The 22,629-nt window shown below is 42.9% G+C and carries 23 protein-coding genes; 17 read left to right on the top strand and 6 right to left on the bottom strand.

All coding sequences use genetic code 11. The features are described 5' to 3' along the window. Nucleotides 1–149: 149 nt before the first annotated feature. On the bottom strand, nucleotides 150–860 hold the full coding sequence (locus tag OAG1_RS13080) for a hypothetical protein (protein WP_338621599.1): 711 nt from the start codon (nucleotides 858–860) through the stop codon (nucleotides 150–152). Between the two features lie 287 nt (nucleotides 861–1,147). Here OAG1_RS13080 and OAG1_RS13075 point away from each other — a divergent pair, with 287 nt between their 5' ends. The 5 genes from OAG1_RS13075 to OAG1_RS13055 all read left to right on the top strand — a co-directional run bounded on the left by OAG1_RS13075 (nucleotide 1,148) and on the right by OAG1_RS13055 (nucleotide 7,668). After that, on the top strand, nucleotides 1,148–3,397 hold the full coding sequence (locus OAG1_RS13075) for a peptidase U32 family protein (protein ID WP_338621598.1): 2,250 nt from the start codon (nucleotides 1,148–1,150) through the stop codon (nucleotides 3,395–3,397). Between the two features lie 318 nt (nucleotides 3,398–3,715). Continuing rightward, nucleotides 3,716–5,689: a hypothetical protein gene (locus OAG1_RS13070; RefSeq protein WP_338621597.1), complete on the top strand. Its 1,974-nt coding sequence runs from the start codon at nucleotides 3,716–3,718 to the stop codon at nucleotides 5,687–5,689. Between the two features lie 14 nt (nucleotides 5,690–5,703). Continuing rightward, nucleotides 5,704–6,378, top strand: coding sequence for a hypothetical protein (locus tag OAG1_RS13065; protein WP_338621596.1), 675 nt, complete (start codon nucleotides 5,704–5,706; stop codon nucleotides 6,376–6,378). Beyond that, nucleotides 6,365–6,952, top strand: coding sequence for a hypothetical protein (locus tag OAG1_RS13060; RefSeq protein ID WP_338621595.1), 588 nt, complete (start codon nucleotides 6,365–6,367; stop codon nucleotides 6,950–6,952). The genes OAG1_RS13065 and OAG1_RS13060 overlap by 14 nt, the downstream gene beginning before the upstream one ends. A 32-nt stretch (nucleotides 6,953–6,984) precedes the next feature. Beyond that, complete coding sequence (locus OAG1_RS13055) at nucleotides 6,985–7,668, top strand: glutathione S-transferase (RefSeq protein ID WP_338621594.1); 684 nt, start codon at nucleotides 6,985–6,987, stop codon at nucleotides 7,666–7,668. A 98-nt stretch (nucleotides 7,669–7,766) separates the two neighbouring features. On the opposite strand, the gene OAG1_RS13050 is transcribed toward OAG1_RS13055, so the two are convergent. Beyond that, nucleotides 7,767–8,099 (bottom strand): DUF2834 domain-containing protein, encoded by a 333-nt coding sequence (locus OAG1_RS13050; RefSeq protein ID WP_338621593.1) that lies wholly within the window; start codon nucleotides 8,097–8,099, stop codon nucleotides 7,767–7,769. 53 nt (nucleotides 8,100–8,152) lie between these two features. On the opposite strand from OAG1_RS13050, the gene OAG1_RS13045 reads away from it, so the two are divergent. After that, a complete protein-coding gene (locus tag OAG1_RS13045; protein ID WP_338621592.1) occupies nucleotides 8,153–8,632 on the top strand; it encodes an HTH domain-containing protein in 480 nt (159 codons plus the stop codon). Here the strand turns inward: OAG1_RS13045 and OAG1_RS13040 are convergent. Together OAG1_RS13040 and OAG1_RS13035 are read right to left on the bottom strand one after the other, a co-directional pair. Then, on the bottom strand, nucleotides 8,629–9,399 hold the full coding sequence (locus OAG1_RS13040) for a DUF4344 domain-containing metallopeptidase (protein WP_249483640.1): 771 nt from the start codon (nucleotides 9,397–9,399) through the stop codon (nucleotides 8,629–8,631). The genes OAG1_RS13045 and OAG1_RS13040 overlap by 4 nt on opposite strands. Before the next feature lie 156 nt (nucleotides 9,400–9,555). Then, the gene (locus tag OAG1_RS13035) at nucleotides 9,556–9,846 is read right to left on the bottom strand and encodes a DUF1330 domain-containing protein (RefSeq protein ID WP_338621591.1); all 291 of its coding nucleotides are present in this window, start codon (nucleotides 9,844–9,846) and stop codon (nucleotides 9,556–9,558) included. A 274-nt stretch (nucleotides 9,847–10,120) separates the two neighbouring features. Here OAG1_RS13035 and OAG1_RS13030 point away from each other — a divergent pair, with 274 nt between their 5' ends. From OAG1_RS13030 to OAG1_RS12990, 9 genes are all read left to right on the top strand, one after another. After that, nucleotides 10,121–10,708 carry a TetR/AcrR family transcriptional regulator gene (locus OAG1_RS13030; protein ID WP_338621590.1) on the top strand — a complete coding sequence of 196 codons (588 nt, stop codon included), beginning with the start codon at nucleotides 10,121–10,123 and terminating at the stop codon, nucleotides 10,706–10,708. Between the two features lie 32 nt (nucleotides 10,709–10,740). Next, the gene (locus OAG1_RS13025) at nucleotides 10,741–11,055 is read left to right on the top strand and encodes a cupin domain-containing protein (RefSeq protein WP_338621589.1); all 315 of its coding nucleotides are present in this window, start codon (nucleotides 10,741–10,743) and stop codon (nucleotides 11,053–11,055) included. Nucleotides 11,056–11,171: 116 nt separating this feature from the next. Further along, nucleotides 11,172–11,537 carry an STAS/SEC14 domain-containing protein gene (locus OAG1_RS13020; RefSeq protein ID WP_338621588.1) on the top strand — a complete coding sequence of 122 codons (366 nt, stop codon included), beginning with the start codon at nucleotides 11,172–11,174 and terminating at the stop codon, nucleotides 11,535–11,537. Nucleotides 11,538–11,623: 86 nt separating this feature from the next. Next, nucleotides 11,624–12,049, top strand: a complete 426-nt coding sequence (locus OAG1_RS13015; RefSeq protein WP_338621587.1) for a hypothetical protein — start codon at nucleotides 11,624–11,626, stop codon at nucleotides 12,047–12,049. A gap of 340 nt (nucleotides 12,050–12,389) precedes the next feature. After that, nucleotides 12,390–13,466 (top strand): GGDEF domain-containing protein, encoded by a 1,077-nt coding sequence (locus OAG1_RS13010; RefSeq protein WP_338621586.1) that lies wholly within the window; start codon nucleotides 12,390–12,392, stop codon nucleotides 13,464–13,466. A gap of 273 nt (nucleotides 13,467–13,739) precedes the next feature. Further along, a complete protein-coding gene (locus tag OAG1_RS13005; protein WP_338621585.1) occupies nucleotides 13,740–14,798 on the top strand; it encodes a linear amide C-N hydrolase in 1,059 nt (352 codons plus the stop codon). A gap of 279 nt (nucleotides 14,799–15,077) precedes the next feature. Beyond that, a complete protein-coding gene (locus OAG1_RS13000; protein WP_338621584.1) occupies nucleotides 15,078–15,710 on the top strand; it encodes a GyrI-like domain-containing protein in 633 nt (210 codons plus the stop codon). 178 nt (nucleotides 15,711–15,888) lie between these two features. Next, the gene (locus OAG1_RS12995; protein ID WP_338621583.1) at nucleotides 15,889–16,533 is read left to right on the top strand and encodes a LysE family translocator; all 645 of its coding nucleotides are present in this window, start codon (nucleotides 15,889–15,891) and stop codon (nucleotides 16,531–16,533) included. Between the two features lie 28 nt (nucleotides 16,534–16,561). Continuing rightward, nucleotides 16,562–17,728: an MFS transporter gene (locus tag OAG1_RS12990; protein ID WP_338621582.1), complete on the top strand. Its 1,167-nt coding sequence runs from the start codon at nucleotides 16,562–16,564 to the stop codon at nucleotides 17,726–17,728. A 1-nt stretch (nucleotide 17,729) separates the two neighbouring features. Here the strand turns inward: OAG1_RS12990 and OAG1_RS12985 are convergent, their stop codons facing one another. Next, nucleotides 17,730–18,020, bottom strand: coding sequence for a hypothetical protein (locus OAG1_RS12985; RefSeq protein ID WP_338621581.1), 291 nt, complete (start codon nucleotides 18,018–18,020; stop codon nucleotides 17,730–17,732). Nucleotides 18,021–18,290: 270 nt separating this feature from the next. Between OAG1_RS12985 and OAG1_RS12980 the strand changes: the two genes are divergently transcribed. After that, nucleotides 18,291–20,339 (top strand): methyl-accepting chemotaxis protein, encoded by a 2,049-nt coding sequence (locus tag OAG1_RS12980; RefSeq protein WP_338621580.1) that lies wholly within the window; start codon nucleotides 18,291–18,293, stop codon nucleotides 20,337–20,339. On the opposite strand, the gene OAG1_RS12975 is transcribed toward OAG1_RS12980, so the two are convergent. Further along, nucleotides 20,336–20,599, bottom strand: coding sequence for a hypothetical protein (locus OAG1_RS12975; RefSeq protein ID WP_016400576.1), 264 nt, complete (start codon nucleotides 20,597–20,599; stop codon nucleotides 20,336–20,338). The two genes, OAG1_RS12980 and OAG1_RS12975, sit on opposite strands and share 4 nt — an antisense overlap. Before the next feature lie 189 nt (nucleotides 20,600–20,788). On the opposite strand from OAG1_RS12975, the gene OAG1_RS12970 reads away from it, so the two are divergent. After that, complete coding sequence (locus OAG1_RS12970) at nucleotides 20,789–22,531, top strand: SgrR family transcriptional regulator (protein ID WP_338621579.1); 1,743 nt, start codon at nucleotides 20,789–20,791, stop codon at nucleotides 22,529–22,531. Nucleotides 22,532–22,629: the final 98 nt, after the last annotated feature.

Below are 22,629 nucleotides of genomic sequence, written 5' to 3'. Positions count from 1 at the left end.
TCTTCAACATACGGTAAAGCGCTGGCTATTAACAGTGTTTAGCTCACTAATTGTTAGTCATACCAAAAACAATAGTTCAGTTGCTTTTAAAAAGGCCATGTAAGCGAGAAAGAAAGCAATTGTTGCGACCATTAATCAGCGCTTCTTCATCAATTCTTTTTCATCAGCTCAGCAAATCGAGTAGACGCAAAGTTAAGTCCGGCGCTGCCACCTCCCAAAAGACCGCCGGTAATGAGTACGTCGGCAATTCGTATTAGGTGGCCGTGTAAGCCGGATATTTCAGTTAGGTTCATCATTACATCACTAAGAATGCTAAGCCCTAGTGAAGCCAGTACAATACCCGAGATAAACACAAAAAAGGTTACGTCTCGGTTGCAGGTTGATTGATGCCTAGCCAGCGAAAACTCATAGCTGTGTTTAATGCATAGTAGCGCGGCTCGGTATTCATCGGCGGTGTCTTCTGGTGGGATAAGCAAATCAACCATTTGTTTATCTAACACTTTTTGCGCGACTTGGATCTCTCGTTCAAACACCATTTTTAGCACGTTTAAGTGTTGGCTTTCATCGGATAGGGTTTCTTTAATTCTGGATATTCTTAAGGTCCAATCGGCTACTTTTCGATTTCGGTAGTTACTTACAAATACTGCAGCGGCTCGCTCTACCGCAACCACAATAAATAGGTATTTTAGGAAAATGTCACTGCCTTTATCTGATAACTCGGGATTCACTACCAAAAAGTGAATGTCTTTGTAGCCCCAGTAGAACGCAGCTATCAGGCTGGTGACAAAGATGATAACTGCCACCACTACTTGCCAGGTGCCCGTGGATTTTTTGCTAGGGAGTGAGTTGGTATTAGCCATAAGCTTTAGTCCTGATTGTTCGAGCAATCGGTCATTTGCTACTTAGCGCCCACTCTATGCTGTGGGGTCTAATTATAGTTTAGGTTGTTATTACAAATTTGTCGGGGGAAACAGCAAACTAGCAGTTGCTGTTTCTAGCAGTTGTTTAGCTGCCACTTGCCAAGTTGGCCTATTTTAGAAAGTACTGCTAGATGAGGTTAGTTAACTGTAGCAATAGTGTTCTGTTGCCGTTAAAATCGCGCCCAGCAAAAATAAGGCGGTTAGCCTAAGTAAAGTGAGTTTAAACAATGACTAGAAAGATTGAATTACTTGCCCCCGGTGGTGATGTAGAAGCCATAAAGGCGGCGGTAATTGCTGGTGCCAATGCGGTGTATTGTGGTTTAGATACCTTTAATGCCCGTAACCGTGCCTCAAACCTTTCTTTTGATGATTTGAATGGCATTTTACGCTTGGCGCATAAGTATGATTGTGAAGTGTTTCTAACCCTAAACGTGGTTATTCTTGAACAAGAAATTCCTGCCATGGTTAAGTTGCTTAACAAACTGGTAAATACCAGCCTTAATGGGATTATTGTGCAAGACTTGGGCATGTTTAACTTAGTTAAGAAGCATTTCCCTAGCTTAGATATTCACGCTTCTACCCAGCTAACTACCCACAACGAAGGGCAGGTAGAGTTTTTGGCGAAGCTTGGCGCTTCTAGGCTTAATCTGTCACGCGAGTTAAATTTAGCTGAGATACAAACGCTAACGGCTTTAGCACATAAACATGATGTATTGACCGAGGTGTTTGTACATGGCTCGTTGTGTATCGCCTTTTCTGGTCAGTGTTATTCAAGCTCGGTAAGTGTGGGTAACTCAGGTAATCGCGGCCGTTGTAGCCAAGCATGCAGAGACGAATACGAAATCACCAACGCTGGTAATCGTTTCCCACTTAACCTTAAAGACAATTCTGCTTATTTTGATTTGCCAGAGCTGGTGGATGCACAAGTAGACTCACTTAAAATTGAGGGCCGCATTAAAGGTGCTCACTATGTTTACACCGTGGTAGATAGCTGGCGTAAACATATCGATAAGTTTGTTGAGACCGGAAAAATTCTAGCCGACGATTCAAACCTATACCGAGTATTTAACCGAGATTTCACCAACTCCTTTTTGAAGGGCAACCTTACCAAGGATATGTTTATCGATAACCCGCGTGATAACAGTGTGCAGCATGCGGTGCAAAAATATAACGCTATATCAGTGGTAGAAATTAAAGAAGCCAGAAAAGGGCTGCACGCAGAGCGCAACCAAATTGGTGATGAGCTAGCCGAAAAAGTTAAGTACTTGAGCATTGCCAAGCAGCCTTTAAAGGTTCAGTTTTCTGGTGAGTTAAATCAACCCTTGCGTTTAATTCTCACTGTTGGTGATAACGATAAAGTGTATCAATTGGCGACTGAAGAGTTGCTTAGCCAAGCCGGTAAACAATCTTTAGACCAAGCCCTGCTTGAGAAGCGTTTTAAAAACTTCGCTAACCGAGATTACGATTACGCTGAGTTTGATTGCTCAGATTTAGCAGCCAACTTAAGTTTGCCGCTTAAGCAAATTAGTGAGCTGAAAAACCAAGCTATATTGGCCTTAAACAATTCTGTGCCTCATGTGCCAGCGGTAGAGGTGCCAGCCTTGCCTAGGCATCCTCGCAAAGAAGGTCGGCCAAGCATGTCGCTGCTTGTTGCAGATGAAAAAGACTTACACCTATGTGATTTAACCGAATCAGATGTTTATTTTAAGCTGCCAGAAAGCTTTAAAACTGGCAATAATAAGTACATTGATATTTTCTTGCGTAATCCGCGATTAATCCCATGGTTCCCAGCGGTGTTAATTGGTAAAGATTATCTAGAAGCGGTGCGTTTACTGGAAGAAGTTCGCCCAGCACGTATTGTAAGTAACAATACCGGTGTGGCTTTTAAGGCTTACCAAATGGGCATTGAGTGGATAGCCGGACCATTCTTAAATACCACCAATTCACACGCTTTAGTCACTTTAAAAGAAGAGCTTAATTGTGCTGGTGCGTTTATTTCTAACGAAATTAATCGCATGCAAATTCGAAATATTACCAAGCCCGATAACTTCAAATTGCTCTACAGCATTTATCACCCTATTTTGATGATGACTAGCCGCCAGTGTTTCTTCCAACAAACTGTAGGCTGTAATAAGCCTGCGATTGAAGATGGCTGCATGCTTAAGTGTACTAAGGCCACCACTATTACTAATGTGAAAGGTGTGTCGTTTGCGGTAGACAAACAAAAGGGCGGTTACCCAAGCATTTACAACCACGAGCAATTCTTGAACTTTGATATTGTGAATGATCTAGCAGGCCAGTTTGACGAGTTTTTTATCGACCTAACCAACATAGGAGCGGGCTCTAAAGCCGAGTTAGATAAAACGGTGTTGGTCACTCAGTTTGAAGCATTTCTGCAAGGGGATGAACAAGCACAGCAACTACTTAGCAGTATGGTTACAGTGGCAACAAACGCCCAATACAGCCAAGGTTTGTAATCCTCTAACAAGCACTGCTGGTATTTTACTAGCAGTGTTTCTATCAGTGTTACTTAGTATGGTGTTACCTTGCTAAAAGGCACTGCTTCCGTTGTTTTTGAGCATTCAGTTCGCTTAGCTTCACGCGCCAATACGTGCGCTGGTTGATGATTTATTACGCGCTAAGTATGCTGTACGCCCTCTCAATATTGACTCATCCCTCATTAGCCTGATAGCATCGCCACTTTATTGATTTTAAAGTTAATACCTAGCAACTAAAACAGGCAAGGAACCGCATGTTTAAGGCAGCAAACCAAGGCGGCGTAGAGCGAGGCAAGTATGCAAGCAAACGCTAATCCTATCGAGCAATCTAAGTTCAACCAAACACTGCTAGTAGATCCATTTGGCCAGTCTTACTTCTTCTTGTCTGCACAAGCTAATACTCATGACGTATCTGCAGAGCAAGTTCAAAATAGTATTGAGAAGTACAACATTGATGCCTTGTTACAAAACCATAGCGTTTCATGGGGCCAGCAATTTGATATTGATAGGCTTTATCAGCAAGTTTCTAATGACTACTTAGCACACCACAAATCTCGCCAAGATAAACTCAGCTGGTTAAGCCGCAGCATAATGAGCGGAGAGGTAAGTGTATTTAAGGGCGAAAACTTTGCGCCGTTGCCACCAACAGATGCAGAAGGTGGAATTCCTGTAGCAAGTGTGCCGGAAAAAGTTATTTCGCGTGTTGTCGCTGCAAAAGAATCTTTAGGGCATGGTGGTCAGTCTTCAGAAGATATTCGTGAAGCTTTAGATCTTTATTGTGCACTACCAGATGGCTCTCCTGCTGCAAACTTACCTTACAAAGCGACCTTAGCGGATGGCACAGTATTGCAAGGACAGCTAGATGCCAGTGGCCAAGCTAACTTACCAAACCTTAAACCAAATAACGTTGATGTTGAGTTTGGCGAGCAACCCAATGATGCCGCTATTGCCGCAACCAGAGCAGAGATTGCCGGAGTGCTTAGCAGCATTATTGCGGCGGAGAGAGTAGAGGGAGCTAAAATTGCAGCCGAGTATGGTGAGTTAAATGCTCTTCAGAAGGGCGCGTCGAGCATTGGCTCTTTGTTAACCGGGATTGGTGGTGCGCTTGGTGACGCAGCTGAATTTTCCTATGACCTTATAGAACTTGGCTCTATGCAAGGGCAACTTAAGAGAGCCCTTAACGCTGGATGGGATGCCTACAAAGTAGATGACGATAAAGGGTGGGCAAAGAGTTTTGCCAGTAATTGGAGCAGTAGCCAACACCAAGCTTATGTAAAAGCACTAGGGTTTGACCCCGCCTCTATTACCAAAGAAAACCTCACCGAAGCTTACGAAATCGCCAGCTTTATTAGCGATGACGACGAAACTCAAACGGCCTTACTGCAGTTTGTAAAAGACTTTGCCGACGCACAACATCATACCGAACTTACCGAAATGGGCGGCGCAGCCATATTTGATATTGTGCTAGGTGCAACTTTGGTGGCACTTACTGGAGGCGCCGGTACCGCCGCTGTGGCGGCTAACAAGGTACGCCATTTAGATAAACTAGGCGGCTTGTTCAAAACACTCGCTAAGCAGCTCAAAAAGAAAGCTCAGTTTAAGACTAAATCGGGCCGCACTGGCAGTATGGTAGAACAGAAAATTGCTAAGCCAGCTGGGGCAGAGGTGCCTACTGATGCGGGGAAACAAAAAAGCGTCGTAGCTCCACCTGATTCAACTAAGTATCACAATATTGAGTCAAGCCAAGTTGAGGCGAAAAACTTTAAGACTGTGAGACAAGTCGACTTAGATAACTTATCGGATGCAGATGCTAATGCAGCTAACCTGTTAGAAAAACAAGGTTGGCCAGAAGATAAAATCGAGGAAGTGCTTAGTTCCGGCGATAATTTCCGAATTAAAGAAATAAGAGCAGGTGATAAGCTCTATGGCTTTAATACTAAGGGCTTTGAGAAAGACTTAAAAACCTCTGCTTATTGGATGGATGAAGCTGGTTTACAACAAATGAAGTCGAAGCACTATGATGGAACTAACTGGGACCATGAAGGAGTGAAAAACAGTATGGCATTGCCATGCTTTAACCGAGCAAATACTATTGAAGAAGTTATGGTGACTAAAGACCAGAGCATTGTTGAATCTACAATTGGTAAAGCAACGGAGCTTATTCAGTATTCTGAAGCCAATAAGTATGACACTGGCTTGCTAGGTAAAATTATGCCAGGTGGCGGCACTCAGATTGCCGCAGACCCTACAACTTTAATAAAATCTAAATAAACTTGGATCTAATTGTGACTATTTCACCAGAACAAAAAAATGACGTTATCTCAATTTCTAACTATTTGCTTGACAGGTTTAGAGAATATGCGGTGGTTGATGCAAGCCCAGAAGGACGTTTGCAAGCGCAGTTACTTTGGGTATTGGATAAACTAAAGGATCCTAACTTTAGTTTACCCCTACCTGCAGAGCAATTAAGTACCCTTCGCTATATTTATACAGATGGAACCTTAAGCTTTCGTGCTAGTAATCCTGACGACATAAATTCTATATTTAAAGAAATTGAACTTCCGTTAGTGCAGCTCATCAACGTTCTGAAAAAAGGGCATCTATTAATTAAACCAGACTATTACCCACATATTTCAACCGTGATTGGGCAGCTGATTATTTGTCTTAAAAAGTCTCACCGTGCACTGACGAAAGATGAAACAAAGTTTCTTGCTGAATTAGAAGCACTCAAGTTAGACATCGATAGCGGTAAGCAAGAATTGCCATTCCAAAGCCACTTACCTAGATTTCCTGGTTACACTGAAGTTAAAAGCTTTAGAGGGAATACCATTGATGACATACCTAGAGCTAAGAATCTGTTTAAAGTATTTAAGAATGCCGTGTTTAACGGTGTGAGACCAGAAACTTGGGTAGACGAAGTTACTGCTAAACAGGCAGTAGAGGCACTTGTTAATTCATAGCATGACCAACAACCCCCCTGTCTTTGATGCATCTACTTTTGTACCAGTGCCTCGCCAGCCAGAATGGCCTGTATACCAGCCCGAGAATTTACCTAGCGCTCGGAAAAAAGTTGCTGAAATCAGTGATGTTAGGTTTAAAGATACAATTTATGACTGGCAGCTTTATTTTGATGGCACTATGCTGATTTTTTACCGTTCAAAAGACACCATTAATCGATTTAGCGGTAAACCGATTAGGCACATTAACCAATACGAGTTCCCCATTGGTGCAGCCGCATGGTTTGTAGAAAACCTACCGCGCTTTTTTAACGCTGGAGACCCAACCAAGCCGCAAACCAGTGAAGGTTTTCATCATTACGGGCATTGTGGTGACGAGGAGTTAGGGATATCCAGGCTCATTAACTCTATAGGTAGAGATATTCCCGGTTACAGTTTAGATAATTGTAGTCGCTGCGATCACCCTGATATGGACTTATGCCAAAGCTTTAAGATGAGTGATGATTTTTTGTTTAACCAAGGAATGTTAGATCTGTTTAAAGACATTGCCAAACGCCATAAAATGGGGACCTTATAAGTTTCATACAGTCAGGGAGTTAATCCGCTAGCGTGTCTACATTACCTATATTGTACTCTCTGCAAAACTGTCCTTATGCGATGAGGGCTCGATTGGCTATTTTGCTAGCTGGGCAAGCTGTGCATTTGCGGCCAATAGTGATGAAAAATAAGCCTGAAGAAATGCTAGCCTTGTCGCCAAAAGGAACGGTACCGGTATTGGTTTTAGCTGATACCCCTATAGCTGAAGCAACTCAATATCAGGTGATTGATGAGAGCCTAGATATTATGCTGTGGGCGCTAAGGCGTAACGACCCTAATGATTTATTGTATTCAGCGCGAGGCGATGCGCTAGATGAAATGCTGCAAATTATTGAGCATAACGATCAGCAATTTAAGCCGGATTTAGAGCGCTATAAAGACGCAAAACGCTACCATCATCAAGACGTAGAAGCTTGCAGGCTAAAGTGTGAGACTTTTGTGCAAGACTTGGAGCAACGTTTAACTAAACACAGGTTTCTAATAGGCGATAAACCCAGCCTTCTTGATTATGCTTTACTGCCGTTTATTCGACAGTTTTCTAAGGTTAACCGACAGCTTTACCTAAATGGCCCATATACCCATATACAAGCTTGGTTAAACCTGCATTTGCAAAGTCGTCTTTTTTCTAAAGCGATGTTTAAACATCCTCTATGGTTGGACACTCAGCAAGACATTGTATTTGGAGAGAGTTACTAGCTTATGGCATTCACGTTGCCATTTGTAGTAGCTTGTTAGCTGTATTAATAGCTCCAGCAAATGCTAGAGCTATTTTTAATCGATTAACCCTTTTCTGGCTAAGCGATACCCTGAACAGTTGCAGTGGTTTGTTGATTTCTTATTTTAAAGTACAAATACGCTGGTAATGCACAGCTTAGACCTATGGATAAGTTGATCACAATAAACCAGTACGGCTTTGGACGGTCTGCTTGCTTATCGCTAAACATGAACAACCAAAACACCAGTGAGCTAATCAGTAAATCAGCACTAAAGCCACCTGCAGCACCATTGGCAAAAAGGGCAGGAATAAATAGCCCTAAGTTAACGCCATGCGCCGTAATAAACTCAATAAAAAACACATAGGGCACAATGGCTCCTGCTATAGCCAAAAACAGATAGAGATGTTTCATAGTTGCTCCTTATGTATACTTGGTTGACATAAGCGTAGTGACTAGGAGTAATTATGTCAACAAGGTTGACACTAAAGGGCGTTGCGATGGTTGATAGCCACGCTTTACAGCTGGTTATGGCAACTAGCAAAATTCAAGATTTAGCAGGTAATTACTTATCTAAGGCTCTCTCTAACAAGGGCTATAGTTCGATTAGCCCTGCCACCTTAAGTTTTTTAAGTGCGTTAGATTGCGGGATTAATTTTGGTTCGGAAATCGCGAGAAATTTAGGTGTGAGTCGCCAGATGGTGGCTAAAACAGTAAAAGATCTAAGTAACAAAGGGTACTTGGAACAGCGAGAGGGAGTAGGTAAACAAAAGCAAATTTTGTTTACTCATCAAGGTGAGTTGTTAATGGCCGATGCGAGGTTGTTGTTGGCTGAATTAGATCAACATATAGCGAGTGCCATTGGCAAAGAGCACTTAGGTGATTTGGTTAATGGTTTTAGCCAATTAGAAGCGGTGCTTAGCACTAAGCTGATTAACCAGGCTTAAGGTTGTTTTAAGTAAGTGTGCCAGCTTTGGTTAGTTTGCTGGTACTGGTGAATGCAAAACTCTTGGCGCTCTGCCAAATAGCTGGTGTCAATCTCGTTTAGCAGTTTTGGGTAGCGTTTAGGGTTAGAGCCATACACTAAACACAGGGTTGAAAAATAGCGTTGTAAATCAAAACTGTGTTCATTTATATATTCACTTAACTCGTAAAAATTGGGTTTATCTTCAGATTCAAACGCAAACATGTCGGCGGCACTAATTGCTACTTCGTCACCCAGTTCAACGTAGTTGAGTAATACAATGGTGGCTAAATTGTCTGCCGCATCTTCTTCTTTGCCAAGGATTGGTATTTGCTGGTCGGTAATGTAAGCGTGGCCTAACTCATGTAACAGGGTGTGCAATAGAGTGTCTATGGCCGCATCTTCTGCGCTTATGCCATAGCGTTTTTGGTAATTGTTATTGGCGAAAAACTCTAAGGTCTCTGCAACAAAGGCATAAGGAATGTAAATACCATGAGCGTCTGGGTCGTACAGTGGGCCATCATTAATGCCATATTCTAAAGTTACTGCTCGTCTAAAGTTGAACAGTTGAGCGACTAACTGGCTAAAGTGCTGGTTTACATTACTGCGTTTTATAAGCGCACGGCTTTCTTTATCGGCTTGGCTTACCGCTGGTTGCATTACTATTTGAATGTTTGTTGCGTGTTGGTTTGCTAATGTTGGATAAGCAATAAGCCCCAATAAAATGGCAAGTATCTTAATAAGCTTCAATAGCAGGCCTCTAGGTATTTAGCGACAGGTGCTTTTAGCTTAGCTGTTATTTGGCTTGCTAGCCTTAGCTTGTGATGGCCTTATGTGAAGTTAAGTAAACCCAGAAATGAGCCAGCAAATCTGGGTTTAAAATTAAAGCTTGGGCAAGGCTAAAGCTTACTCAGGTATTGCGTAAGTACTAATGTTCATAAACACAGCTTGTTCCCTAAGTGGCAAAAGCGCTTGGTAATTAGGGCTGTCGTACCAGCTTTGCAAATTGCTCATACTGGGAAACTTAATTACTCCCACAGCATCATGCTCATTTGCACCACTAAGGTTGCCAGAAAATTTCCCTTTTATTACCAGCTCACCGCCAAATTCGCCCAGTGTAGCGGCTGCTTGTTGGCCATATTGCGCAAATTTTTCTGGGTCTTTTACTTGGCTTGTTGCAACAAAAAATGCAGTCATGTCTCGGTCTTCCTTTTAGTTGGCTTGCATTAAATCAAGATGTAACAGGGCATGTTTACTGCGCCCAACAAGGTACAATACTTATTGTACATGTATGTACAATTTAGTTTCATAAATTGTTTTTGTCCATAGATGTACAAAAATAAATCACAAATAGTCGTTTCATCTAAAGAGCAAGCTTAGATGGCTAACTTCTGGAGCAGGGAATTAGGCAGCTAAGTACAATTATGCTAATTTGTACACATGTGAACATATTGAGCAGTATCAGAAGAACATGGGCAGAGCAGCGAAGTTTGATCGTTCAGCAGCAATAGAAGATTGCATGAATGAGTTTTGGTTACATGGTTACGAGGCTTGTTCGGTTAAAGCCTTATCCGAAAAACTTGGCATAACGCGTTCCAGTTTTTATAACGCATTTGGTAGCCGCCAAGCGCTGTTTTTAGAAACCCTAGATCTATACGCCACCATTACCCCGGATCAAGTTTTAAACCAGCCAGAACAACATACCAGCGTATTAGCGCTAATTAATGCGTTTTTCGCAGATGTATGCCGTTTTAGAGCAAGCGATCCGGAGGCGCGCGGATGTTTGGTGATTAACTCGATCTCTGAGTTAGTGGCTGTAGACGAAGAATTGGGTGAAAACCTAAGCAATATGGTGCACGCCAACATTGCCCGCTTCGAGCAGCTACTGCAACTTGCAGTGGCTAAAGGGGAGCTAGAAGAACAGCAAACCAGAGAGAAAGCTTTAGCGCTACAAAGTTTGCTAATGGGAATTAGCGTGTTGTCAAAAGTTGTTACCAGCGAGGCGGAATTATTAGTGATAGTTAAGCAAACGTTAACTGGGCTTGGATTAGCTAAATAATCAAATTGGCTTATTTAGGGGGCGTAATAGTTATGGACAATCTATTTGCTAAGTTGCCTAGGGATAAGAGCCAAGAGCATTTTAGTGACTTATTACAAGCCGATGGATTAAGGGTTGAGCGGATCGTTTCTTATGGACAAGCCTCACCTGAACAGGGTTGGTATGACCAAGAAGAAAATGAATGGGTAAGTGTTTTAGAAGGCTCGGCAGTTATAGAGTTTGATAATGGCCAGCGTGTTGTTTTAGGCAAGGGTGATTACTTAAACATCCCCGTTCATCAAAAGCATCGAGTCGCAGAAACCGCAGAAAATGTGGCGACTATTTGGTTGGTGATTTTCTACAAATAAACAACGAGCCTATGCGCTCTTAAGGCGTTTTAAAACACGATCTAGCGCAATATCAGTTTATTGGGTTTGGCATACAGTGAGGTAAATCATCTGAAGTTACCTTATGGAGCACCAACATGTTTAACGTAACAAAAGTGGCTGACAACCGTTTAGATATTGAATTTGGCGGGAAGCTGGATGCGGACGAAATGAAACTAGCCTTAGATGAACTTAGCAGCAAGGCACAAGGTATAGAGCAGGGGCTAATGCTTTACCGAATCGAAGACTTTGCATTACCCACCTTAAGTGCCTTAGCTGTAGAATTTGCGCGTATTCCTGAGATGTTTAAAGTGATCCGCCAGTTTAACCGCGCCGCAGTGTTGTGCGACAAGCAATGGGTGCAAACCATTAGCGAGCTTGAAGGCAAGCTTATTCCAGGCTTAAGCATTAAAGCATTTGATATGGATCAGGCTGACCAAGCCGAGCAATGGCTCAACAGTTAATAGAACACTTACAAAACAAAGCTACGCAATAGTTTCCTTTGCTGCTAGGGTGTAAATACATTCCTAGCAGCCAATAGGGTACTGGTATGCCATTTTCCTTACTTAAAGTTTCGCGAAGTTTTCTAGCCAGTTGCTTAGCTCTTAGCTTTTACTCCATTTCGGCCTCAGCTAACGATGTCACAATAGTGGCCGCAGAGTTTACTCAAGATGGCCAACGAACCTGGAAGGTTGATGTATCACTTATGCATAGCGATACAGGTTGGGATCACTATGCCAATATGTGGCGAGTAGTGGATGTAAATGGCACGGTTTTGGGAGAGCGCGAATTATTACACCCCCATGTTAATGAGCAGCCCTTTACTCGCAGCTTAAGCAAAGTGCCACATCCAGCTGTTGGTTCCATTGTTTATATCGAAGCGCGCGATAAAGTACATGGATGGTCACCACAGCGTTTTGAAGTTGATTTAAGCCAAGCACAACAAGGACATTTGTTGGTGGAAATGCCTAAGTAATCGTTTTAAGTGACGCTTAAGTTCGCTGCTTTAGTTCGTGTATTAGGGCTTTAATGGAATGAGTCGTTAAAGCCCACTAGTTGGATTATTGGCATAGTTAAATTTTAATTGCTTGGCAGCAGCGTTAGCCGTTAGCATTTTTGTCACTTAACGCTGCAAATGTATTCGCCTTTACCTTAACTTGCTGTTAATTAAAAAATAATGAATTTTACTGACTTTTAGCTCTATTATTGCCGACGTTTGCAACTAAAGCTTAATGTTAGAAAATGCGAATTTGAAGCAATTTGTTACCAGTTTGTATGTTAGTCTGTACTTGGAAAGGGAAGTCTCAGATAACAATATGCAAATTAAAAAACTAATAAACTTAGGGGCCGAAGGGCACTCTTTTGCTGCCGTTAGCCGCATAAAGCTAACCAATATCATCGCCTTAATAACCACCGTTATATCCGGCTTATACTCACTCAACTATTGGCTACTGCTTGATAATAGCGGTGTTGCTTCAATTAATCTTGGCTTTACAGTGGCTTACTTTGCCACCTTAGCATTTATGCACCGGGGTCATGTATCTGGTGCAAAAACCTGGTTTTTCTCGGTGTTAATGGTGCATTTACTGGTTTGTACCAATGTGTATGTGACCAATCAAAGCGGTTTTCACTTGTACTATTTCTTGGTGCCTACTGGCGCATTTTTGCTGTTTGAGCTTCATCAGCGACGAGAGATGCTGGCATTAAGCGCAGCCTCGGTAGGCTTGTTCCTTTATTGCGAAAACACCCTTAATTTAAATCCGCTTATAGAGCTAGATGCTGCCACCAATCACTTGCTTTATCAGTCGGTGGTATTGGTGAATATGATTGAAGTGGTTTTTGTGCTGACCATTTTTGCGCGACAAATTGAAGCCAACGAAAAGCAACTTACCATACAAGCGTCGACTGATTCGCTAACCGGTTTGGCTAATCGCCATTGCTTTTTTGCTGAAGGTAACGACATGCTCGAGCATGCCAACAAGTTGCACCAAACAATGAGCTTGGTCTTGCTCGATTTTGATTATTTTAAAAGCATTAATGATCGTTATGGTCATGTGGTTGGTGACTTGTGCTTAGTTGAAATAAGCAAAGAAATTAATGCGATTTGTCGCGAGCAAGACCTGTTTGCCCGTATTGGTGGCGAGGAGTTTGTTATCGCCATGCCTAAAACCAACTTAGAGCAAGCACAACAAGTAGCTGAGCGAATGCGCGAGCGGGTGTCTAAACACATTATTCCTATCGTGGGTGAAGCTAACTTTACCTGCACCGCCAGCTTTGGAGTGGCAAGTAGCAGCGATGTGAAGTCATTAAAGACTTTGCTGCAACAAGCAGACAAAGCCTTGTATATGGCTAAGGAACAGGGGCGAAACTGCGTTCAGTTGTATAGTGCTTAAGCGTGCCGTTATTGTTTGACTCGTCGTTTTAGACAAGCTAAATCTGCTTGTTTATAACGATGATTTAGCCTGCCTAGCCTCAGGGCATGTTTACCTGCTGCTCTTTGCCTAATACCTCAATCACAAGCTGTTAGTTGACCTTAAAGGTGCTGATTAATTAGTTTAGTTTCGTCATGTTTTAATTGTCATCACTCGAACCGGAAAGCACTTTTATTTGTGCTTTTTTGTTCACTATTCGCCAAGGAGTGGGCAATTAATAACGAGAGAATGACTATGAAAAAATCGATGATTGCTTTAACCATTGCTGCGGTAACGTTTGGCGCTGTACAAACTGCTAATGCATGTTCTCGCATTACCTTAGATACTCCACACGGCGTTTCGCAAGTACGCACGTTAGATTGGGGTGTACAGCTTGGAACAGTTGCTATTCTTCATCCAGTAGGTACAGAAGTAACAACTAAAGATGTACCTTCATATAAAACTGCGGCAACTTGGACAGTAAAGTACCCAACGCTCGCTTTAGAAGAGCGTGAAGTATTTGTTGATACAATAGGAGAGGCTATTAATGCCGCGGGCTTATCGGCGTCTACCTTGTATTTATATGACTCAGCAGAGTTTATTAAAGACTATAAAGATAACGGCGCACCGGCGGTAAACTGGGGAGATGCTGCAAGCTTTATGGCTGAAAATTTCGCTACAGTAGAAGAAGCTGTAAAAGCGTTTGAAGCCAAGCAATTCCAGTTTGCTTGGGTAGATGGTATTCATGGCGACCAGCATGGTTTACATATTTCGGTTCAAGACAAAAGCGGCGATATTGCGTTATTTGAGCTAAATAAAGGCGGGGAAATGCGGGTACACCGCGGTAGTGTGAATGATCAAATGCGGGTAATGGCTAATGCGCCACTACAGCAATATCATGAAGCAAACGCTCAAGCTGCAGGTGATATGAGCCTTACTGAAACTGGCCACAAAATTGGTTCTAGTATTTCATCGGCAGATCGTATGCTGCGGGGTTTGTATCACTCAGCAAATGTTGAATTTAAGCAAGATGCAAACTGGGCACAAACCGAAGGTAAGCTGCAGTCTACCTTTGACGCAGGCAACCTAGTACCACAAGACATTATTGATCCCGCTAACGGCGAAACTTACGCTACTTGGATTCAATATACATACAACTTTGACAATGGCTCATTCAAAATGCGTAATTTAGATACCTACGCAGAAATTCGCATCGATTTAGCAGAAGCCTTTAGCGCAACAGAGGTTTCGTGTGCAAACTTGGTTGAGCAAGCAGAAACGCAATCTACAGCTGTATTTGGTAGCTGCGGTTAGTGATTAACCCAATCAATGAAGGCGGCTTTTAGTCGCCTTTTTTGTGGGCCGTGTCCAGAGTCTGGAGTCCAGTGTAGAAGCTTAAAGTGTATGCGGTTTTTAACAAAATTATGTTGGAATGAGAGGGTACTTCATACAACACCGCTTAGAACAATGATGACTTAGGATAAGCGTGATAGTCTACTAGGGTCTGTTGATCTTTGCTGATGGTTTTTGCAGCAATTTCAACACCAAAGATCAACAGACCCTAATCATTAGCTTGAAAATAAGAGTTCGCAGATGCAAGCCAAACATGAATGGAGAAAAAAGGAGAAGAGTTTCTATCTCCCGAAAAACAAACCAGAAACCCTTACTGTTCCTGAGTTTTCCTTTATAAGTATTCAAGGCGAGGGGAGCCCTGCAAGCAGTGCTTTTACCAAAAAGGTAGAGGCCTTATATGCGCTCGCTTACACCATTAAAATGATACCTAAAAAAATGGATAAGCCACCGCAAGGCTATTTTGATTTTACCGTTTATCCTTTAGAAGGTGTTTGGGATATTAACGAAAAAGCAAAAGCCAATTTTGATGGCACCATTAATAAAGATGAGCTGGTATATCGTTTAATGATCCGCCAGCCAGACTTTGTAGACCAAGCGTTTTACCGGGATATGCTTGAGCTAGCAAAACAGAAAAAAGCTAATCCCCTTTTCGAACAACTTAGTTTTGAGCAAATAGAAGAAGGGAAAGCGGTACAAATGCTTCATGTAGGCCCGTTCGATGATGAGCCGCAAAGCTTCGAAAAAATGGAAGCCTTTGCCGTCGCCGAAGGCCTCGAGCGACTATCTAAAGTTCATCGAGAAATTTACCTGTCAGACCCTCGTAAAGTAACACCAGACAAGCTTAAAACCGTACTCAGGTTCCAAGTAAAATAACCCGCAACAAACAATAGATTTACCGGTGTTTGAAGCGGCTTAAATTTGAGCATAGTTTGCCAAATTTTGTTTTACTTTTATTGGTGTAAATAGTCTTTTCTGCTTAGGGCTTTGTACAAACTCCATGCTAATCTGAGATCTTTCGCGCACAAAGCAAAACACTAATGGAGTAGTAGCAATGTTAGGTATTAATGAGTTCTGGCTATTTGTTGTTTCGGGTATTTTGCTAAATTTAATCCCAGGACCAGACTCTTTATATATAATGGCGCGCAGTGCTAGCCAAGGTTTTAAAGCTGGCTCGGTGGCCGCGTTAGGCATTGGTGCGGGTACCTTTGTACATATAGCTGCTGCGGCGTTTGGTCTTTCTGCTATTTTGGCAAGTTCGGCTGCGGCTTTTACCGTGATCAAGGTTATTGGCTGTATTTATTTGTTGTATATGGGTTTTTCGATGGCCCTTTCAAAAAACACCCCCGATGCTACTTTGCATTTAAGCAACAATAAGGGCGCTGGAGCTAGCTATTCCAAAATATTTAGCCAGGGCTTTCTTACCAATAGCTTAAACCCTAAAGTGGCGTTGTTTTTCTTAGCATTTGTTCCCCAGTTTATCGATGCCGCCGAGCCAAACAAAGCCTTAGCATTTGTGGTGTTAGGTTTGGTGTTTAATCTTAACGCTATGATTTGGGGCCATATTTTAGCTTGGTTAAGTGCTTCTATTTCTCATCGCGTACAAGCAAGTGACAAAATTAAGTGTTGGTTAAATCGTGGTTTAGGCGGCTTATTTGCTGCCTTTGGTATTCGCCTAGCTTTTTCTGAACTGAGCTAAAGCTCGGTTACTTTCATCAAGGATTATGATGCAGCGTTCTAAGAAACAACTTCTGTTAATGATGGCATTTCTAATGCCCTTTAGTTTTTCCATATGGATGGTTTTACTCAACAATTTTGCCATTGAAGTCGCGCAATTTACCGGTCGCGAAATTGGTATTTTGCAAAGCTTGCGTGAGATCCCTGGCTTTTTAGCCTTTACTGCAATTTTTGTACTGTTAGTGCTCAAAGAGCAAACTTTCGCTCTGCTAAGCCTATTAGTGCTGGCGATTGGTATTACGCTTACCGGATTCTTTCCCAGTATTTACGGTTTGTACTTTACTACGGTACTTATGTCGGTGGGGTTTCATTACTTTGAAACAGTTAACCAATCACTCACCTTACAATGGATCCCAAAAGACGAAACGCCGGCATTTATGGGTAAAGCCTTAGCGGTGAAAGGCGCTGCTGCGGTGTTAGCCTATAGCTCTTTATGGGCGCTACTCGAGTACACCGAGTTTGAATATGTATCGCTTTACGCCATGTTTGGTGGAGCAACCATAATAGCGGTGTTGTTTATTGCCTTAAGGTTTCCGCATTACACCGCAGAACACGAACAACACAAACGACTAATACTGCGCCAGCGTTATTGGCTGTTTTATACCTTGGTATTTTTAAGTGGTGCGCGTAGGCAAATCTTCGTGGTGTTTGCCGGCTTTTTAATGGTAGAGAAGTTCGGCTATTCAGTATCAGACATCGCCTTACTTTATCTTGCTAACCAAGTACTAAACATTCTGTTTGCCGGAAAAATTGGCCAGTTGATTGGGCGTATTGGTGAACGTAGAGCGTTAATTATTGAGTACACAGGGCTAATTTTTGTATTTGCTGGATATGCTTTGGTGGACACCGCAGAGTGGGCCGCGGGCTTATATATTATCGATCATCTGTTTTTTGCTATGGCGATAGCGATAAAAAGTTACTTCCAAAAAATTGCCGATCCTGCCGACATTGCCAGCTCGGCGGGGGTGAGCTTTACCATTAACCATATTGCCGCGGTGGTATTGCCCGCGTTGTTGGGATTTGTTTGGCTGTATTCTTCATCTTTAGTATTTTGGATAGGGGCGGGCATTGCAGTGGCTTCATTGGCCTTTTCGTTTTTGGTGCCACGTCATCCTGATCAACATCAAGAAACGACTTGGGCGGTTAACGCTCGTTAGTTCACACCATAATGGCGATGATGCTGCCAACCGTGCCAATGGCTTTTAATACTTGCCCTGCGGTGTAGGCGCCATCATCGTTATCTTTAACCTCATTGGGTTTGTCCATACCTAAGGCACCGTAAGCAAAAGATTTAACGGCGCTGTCTTCTGGCTCGTTTGGTTTTTGGGTTGCGGTTTGCTCTGTAGTGTTTGTTGGCGGCTGTGGGGCTTTAATTGCTTGAGCTTGCTGCGCAGCTGCTTGCGCCATGTAGGCGTTACTTGCCGAGCCATTAATCGATGATAAAGACATTGCGTCATTCCCAATAAATTCCCTTTACAGTCATTTTATCGGCAGAGCTTGCGAGGAGTTAAGCAATAGTTTTAGCTTTTATAGTATCCGCAGCTGTTTATTTTTAACCAGTAATATCAAAAGCTTAAAACCAACAGGTAAACCCAATGTCAATTGAGAAACAATTGTTGATCCTATCCATAAAATAGCCGAATTGTTATTGCTGAAAATGTTTACCCTCGTTAACGTCAATAACCACTACGGAAAGTATTGTTGGTTATGGGGTACAACATGGTAGAACGATTTAACTATTTCAATCGCTTGAGAAAAATGTCGATTTCGCGGCAAGTGGTTACGGTGGTAGCGGTTATCGCTAGTACTTTTGTTACAGCAATTCTTATTGCCATTGTGGGCTTAAATAATATTCAAAGCCGTAACCAAACCTTAGCAACACAATCGCTGGTGGCATTACAAAATGCTTCTGAGGTAGAAGCCGCATACTTACAAATGAACCATTTGGTTCTGGCTATTCTCACCTCGAATAATCAACAACAACTGGATGACCTGTACCAAGGCTGGCAACAACAGCGCGATGCTACAGAGTCTTTATTAGAGCGAGCTATTGCTGGTTCAACTGCTCAACAACAAACGTCTATTATCGCTAGTTTCTCTGCTTCTAAGTCTATGGTGCACCAGTTAGACAACGAGTTGGTGGCGGTATACCAAGCGTTATCACAAAGCTATAGCGAAGCCGACGAACTGACTAAATTGTTTAATCAGTTTATTTTGCAATCTACCGAGCTGTATAACGACATGGGGTATCAGGTTGAACCTTACGCCCTGGAAGATCAGTATATTCGCGATATCTACCGAACGTATATGGCCGCCTCGCAGCGTGTTCAGCTTAAGGCATTTGAGTTGGTGTCGGTAAACGATCCTAATGCGGTGAACAAAATACTCGCGACTATTCGCTCCAGCACTACTCGCTTAAGCACTAGTTTCGAAGATTTAAGCTTTGAAGTGGAATCGATTAACAGCCACGCCGATATTCAAAGTAACTGGGCATTCTTTATTAAGCATGTGCAGCAACCTCAAGGTTTGTTATCACGGATACTTGAAAACAAACGAAACATTCAGCAAGTCGGCTTAAAACGTACCGAGTTAGAAAGCGAAATCGAAAAACAAATTACCGCACTTAGGCAGTTAGTAAACACTATTGATAGCCAAACCGATACGATGGTTAACGAGGCCGAAAGCCTAGTGACAAAGGTAAGTATTAGCGCCAGCGTTGCAGGTTTCATAGCCTTATTGGTTGCTGTTGCTGCGTGTATTTCGATTAGTCGTTTAATCAAACGACCGATAGATGATTTGGCTAAGGTTACCCAGGCAATGGCCAAAGGTGACTTTACTCTACATATGCAACATCACTGGAGTGGTGAATTTGCTAAAGTAGCAGGCTGGGTGAATGAAGTTGCCGAGAATACCAACCGTTCTTTAAGCGAAATTGCTCAAGTGACTAACGAACTAGAAACCATGGCTAATAGCAATGCCAATATAACTGGTGAAATTAAAGGCAAAAACGACCATCAGAATACCAGTTTAGCTAGCGTTGGTAGCGCCATTACGCAAATGGCGAATGCCAGCCAAGAGATTGCCACCATTGCTAGTGATTCCTTCCATCAAACCGAAAGTGCAGACAATCGTTTAAAAAGCGGTACCAGCGTTATGCAGCAAAACCAGCAAACTATTCAAGCCTTGCAGCAGCATATTTACAGTACTCATGGGGCTATGGAGAGTTTGTTAAGCGATGTGCAAGACGTTAAGTCGGTATTAGAAGTTATCCAGTCCATTGCTGATGCCACCAACTTGCTGGCGTTAAACGCAGCGATTGAAGCGGCAAGGGCTGGCGAGTATGGCCGCGGGTTTTCGGTAGTAGCCGACGAAGTAAGGTTGTTGTCTATGCGCACTGGTGAGCAAACGAAGCAAATTGCCAAAGTAATGGCCCGCCTAGAAGAGCAAGCAAGCACGTCTATGGAATTGATGGACGAAAGCCGTAGCAAGATGGGTGACACCGTAAGCTTAAATAATCAACTATCTGAGGCGATTTCAGAGGTAGGTGAGGATATTCAGCAGCTTAGAGATATGTCTCACAGCATTAGTACTGCTACCGAGCAGCAGCGCGAAGGTGTTAGCAGTATCACCAAGGAAATGGCTTTATTAGCTCAGCAAGCAAAAGAAAACAGCCAAACATTAGATACCTTAGCTGCTGAAGGCCAGCGCTTAAACGCGCTGTCAAATCAGCAAGAAAGTAATGTTGGTCGCTTTAAGCTAGCAAGCTAAAAATGCTCGCTAAGCTCTTCATCACTTAAATTAGATACATCCCATTGGCATAAGCTCAGCATCGATTGCAGTGCAGCTTGAGCCAATGGGCTATGGCTATGCAGCGCCTGTTGTTTTGTGTGTTTGGCCATGGTGGCTGGTGAGGCTGCAGCCACTAGCTTATCACTGGCTTTGTCTTTAACTTGCGCGCTGTTCAAATGGTTTATGTTTTTGCGATAGTGCATAAGCTGCTGATTGGCTTTAAGTTCTAAACTAGTCATCGTTTTCCTCTAAGATCTGTTGTTAAACACAAGGCTATTTTGCGCCCATTAAGAGGAATTAAAAACAGATGAACTTTGGGTTTTTGCTTCCCTAAATTGTCTTTACATGTAGTTTTTCTGCCATTTTTCTGAGGTTTTTTCTAAATAAAGCTAAAATGAGGAAGTTGTTGCGATAAATGAGGTAGGGTTTTGCAGGCGATTAAACTACTAAGGTACTACTTAAAGCTTACTAAGTTTGGCACCAAAGAACCGGTTAAGCTGGCTTTGGCCGATATTGCAGAAGCGGTAAGCACTAGCCCACGATATGCCCGAACTTTGTTAAAACACATGGCCCAGCTTGGGTGGCTTAATTGGCAGCCAAGTGTTGGTCGCAACCAGCGCTCACATTTGAGCTTGTTGTTTAGTGAAGCCGATCTAAAGCAACATTTGGCTAAGGCACAAATTGATTCTGGAGATTATAGCGCTGCGTTAGCCCTGCTAGACGATGACCAACAATGGTTCGGCCGGCTACTTATTGCTACCTCTGGTGCTAGCCATCGAGATGGTTCTCTTAATCTGCAGCTAACCTATTCGCGGCCTTTCTCGGCCGTGCTACCCCACTTGTTGCTACGTAATAGTGAGCGATTTTTACTGCGGCAGCTGTATGCTAATTTGGTTAGGTGCGACGCCGAGGGGAACATTCATGCAGACTTAGCCCATCATTGGCAGTGTGATGAGTCCTTCAAGGTTTATCGCTTTTACTTGCGACCACAGCTGCAATTTCACGATGGCAGTGTAATCGATGCCCATGCTGTTGCCGCCTTGTTTAATACGCTGCAAACTAATGCCCAATATCAACATGAACTAAGCCATGTCACTGGTGTTAAGGCGGCTAACGCCTTAACGGTAGAATTTACCTTAGCCAGCAGTGACCAGGGCTTTGCTGGCCTATTGGCAGACCCAAAGTATGCCATTCAACCTGCGTTGCAACTTAGCCAAACAGGGGAGAGCAGCAAGCAAGTGATTGGTTCTGGCCCCTTCACCTTAATTGCCCACAATAGTCAGCGGATCCATTTGCAGGCAAATTCTAGCTACCACGGTTATCGCGCCTTGCCCGACGAAGTGAGCATTTGGTTTGTCGCCAAAAGCTCTGTGGCAAAAGAGGGCCAATACGCTTTTACCAGCAACGATCAAAGCCAGCCTCAACATCTACAACAACGTTTAGAATTTGGCTGCCAATATCTGCTGTTTAATCAACAACGGCAAACGCTTAACTACAGCCAAAGGCGCTGGCTATCAAGCTATTTGCAGCCCGAAGCACTTTTGCTTACGGCAGAAAAAAGTTTACAAAGCATGGCCGTAGAGCCTGCTTTTAGTTTGTTAGATATTTGGCCAGACTGTTTTAGTTTGGCTGCAGAGAGCGTCCCGCTACCCAACCAGCTTAGCATTGGCTTTTACCAACATGATGATTTGCAGCTGTACGCCGAAACCATTGCCAAGTTGCTTAATCAAGTAGGCGTAAGCACTCAACTAACAGCGTATTCCTATGCCGATTTAAACCATGCTGCTAGCCAAAATACGTTAAGCCAAGACCTGATAGTGACAAGTTACAACTTAGACGATAACCGACCAGCATCGGCGTTTCGGTGGTTGTTTAACGACCCGATTATTAAGCATTGTGTCGGCAGCGATAATTGGCGATGGATGCAAGCCCAGCTTAGTGACGTTCGTGAAACCTCCGCGCTGCAAGACTACTTCAGCAAGATGACGCCATTGGCCAATACCTTAGTAAGTGAATATTGGTGTTTGCCCTTGTTTCACCATTGGCAATCGTTGCGTTTTCAAAACGTGTTGCAAGGGGTTGCGATGACAGATTGGGGCTGGCCACAAATTAAAGATGTATGGACCTCACAACAGTTTTCTAAGGCTGAGTCGCTCAAATTTAGTTGTTAATTCAGCCATGCCTAGGTGGCAGTTGCAAAATGCAAGTTCACCACCTTTCTCAAAGTAAAGTTTAATGTAACTTACTGATTATTAATAAATAAAAATCT

It is taken from the genome of Agarivorans sp. OAG1, assembly GCF_037076485.1.
Classification (GTDB): domain Bacteria; phylum Pseudomonadota; class Gammaproteobacteria; order Enterobacterales; family Celerinatantimonadaceae; genus Agarivorans; species Agarivorans albus.
Note: the sequence above shows the minus strand (reverse complement) of the source record. Positions and strands in the feature narration are given on the sequence as shown.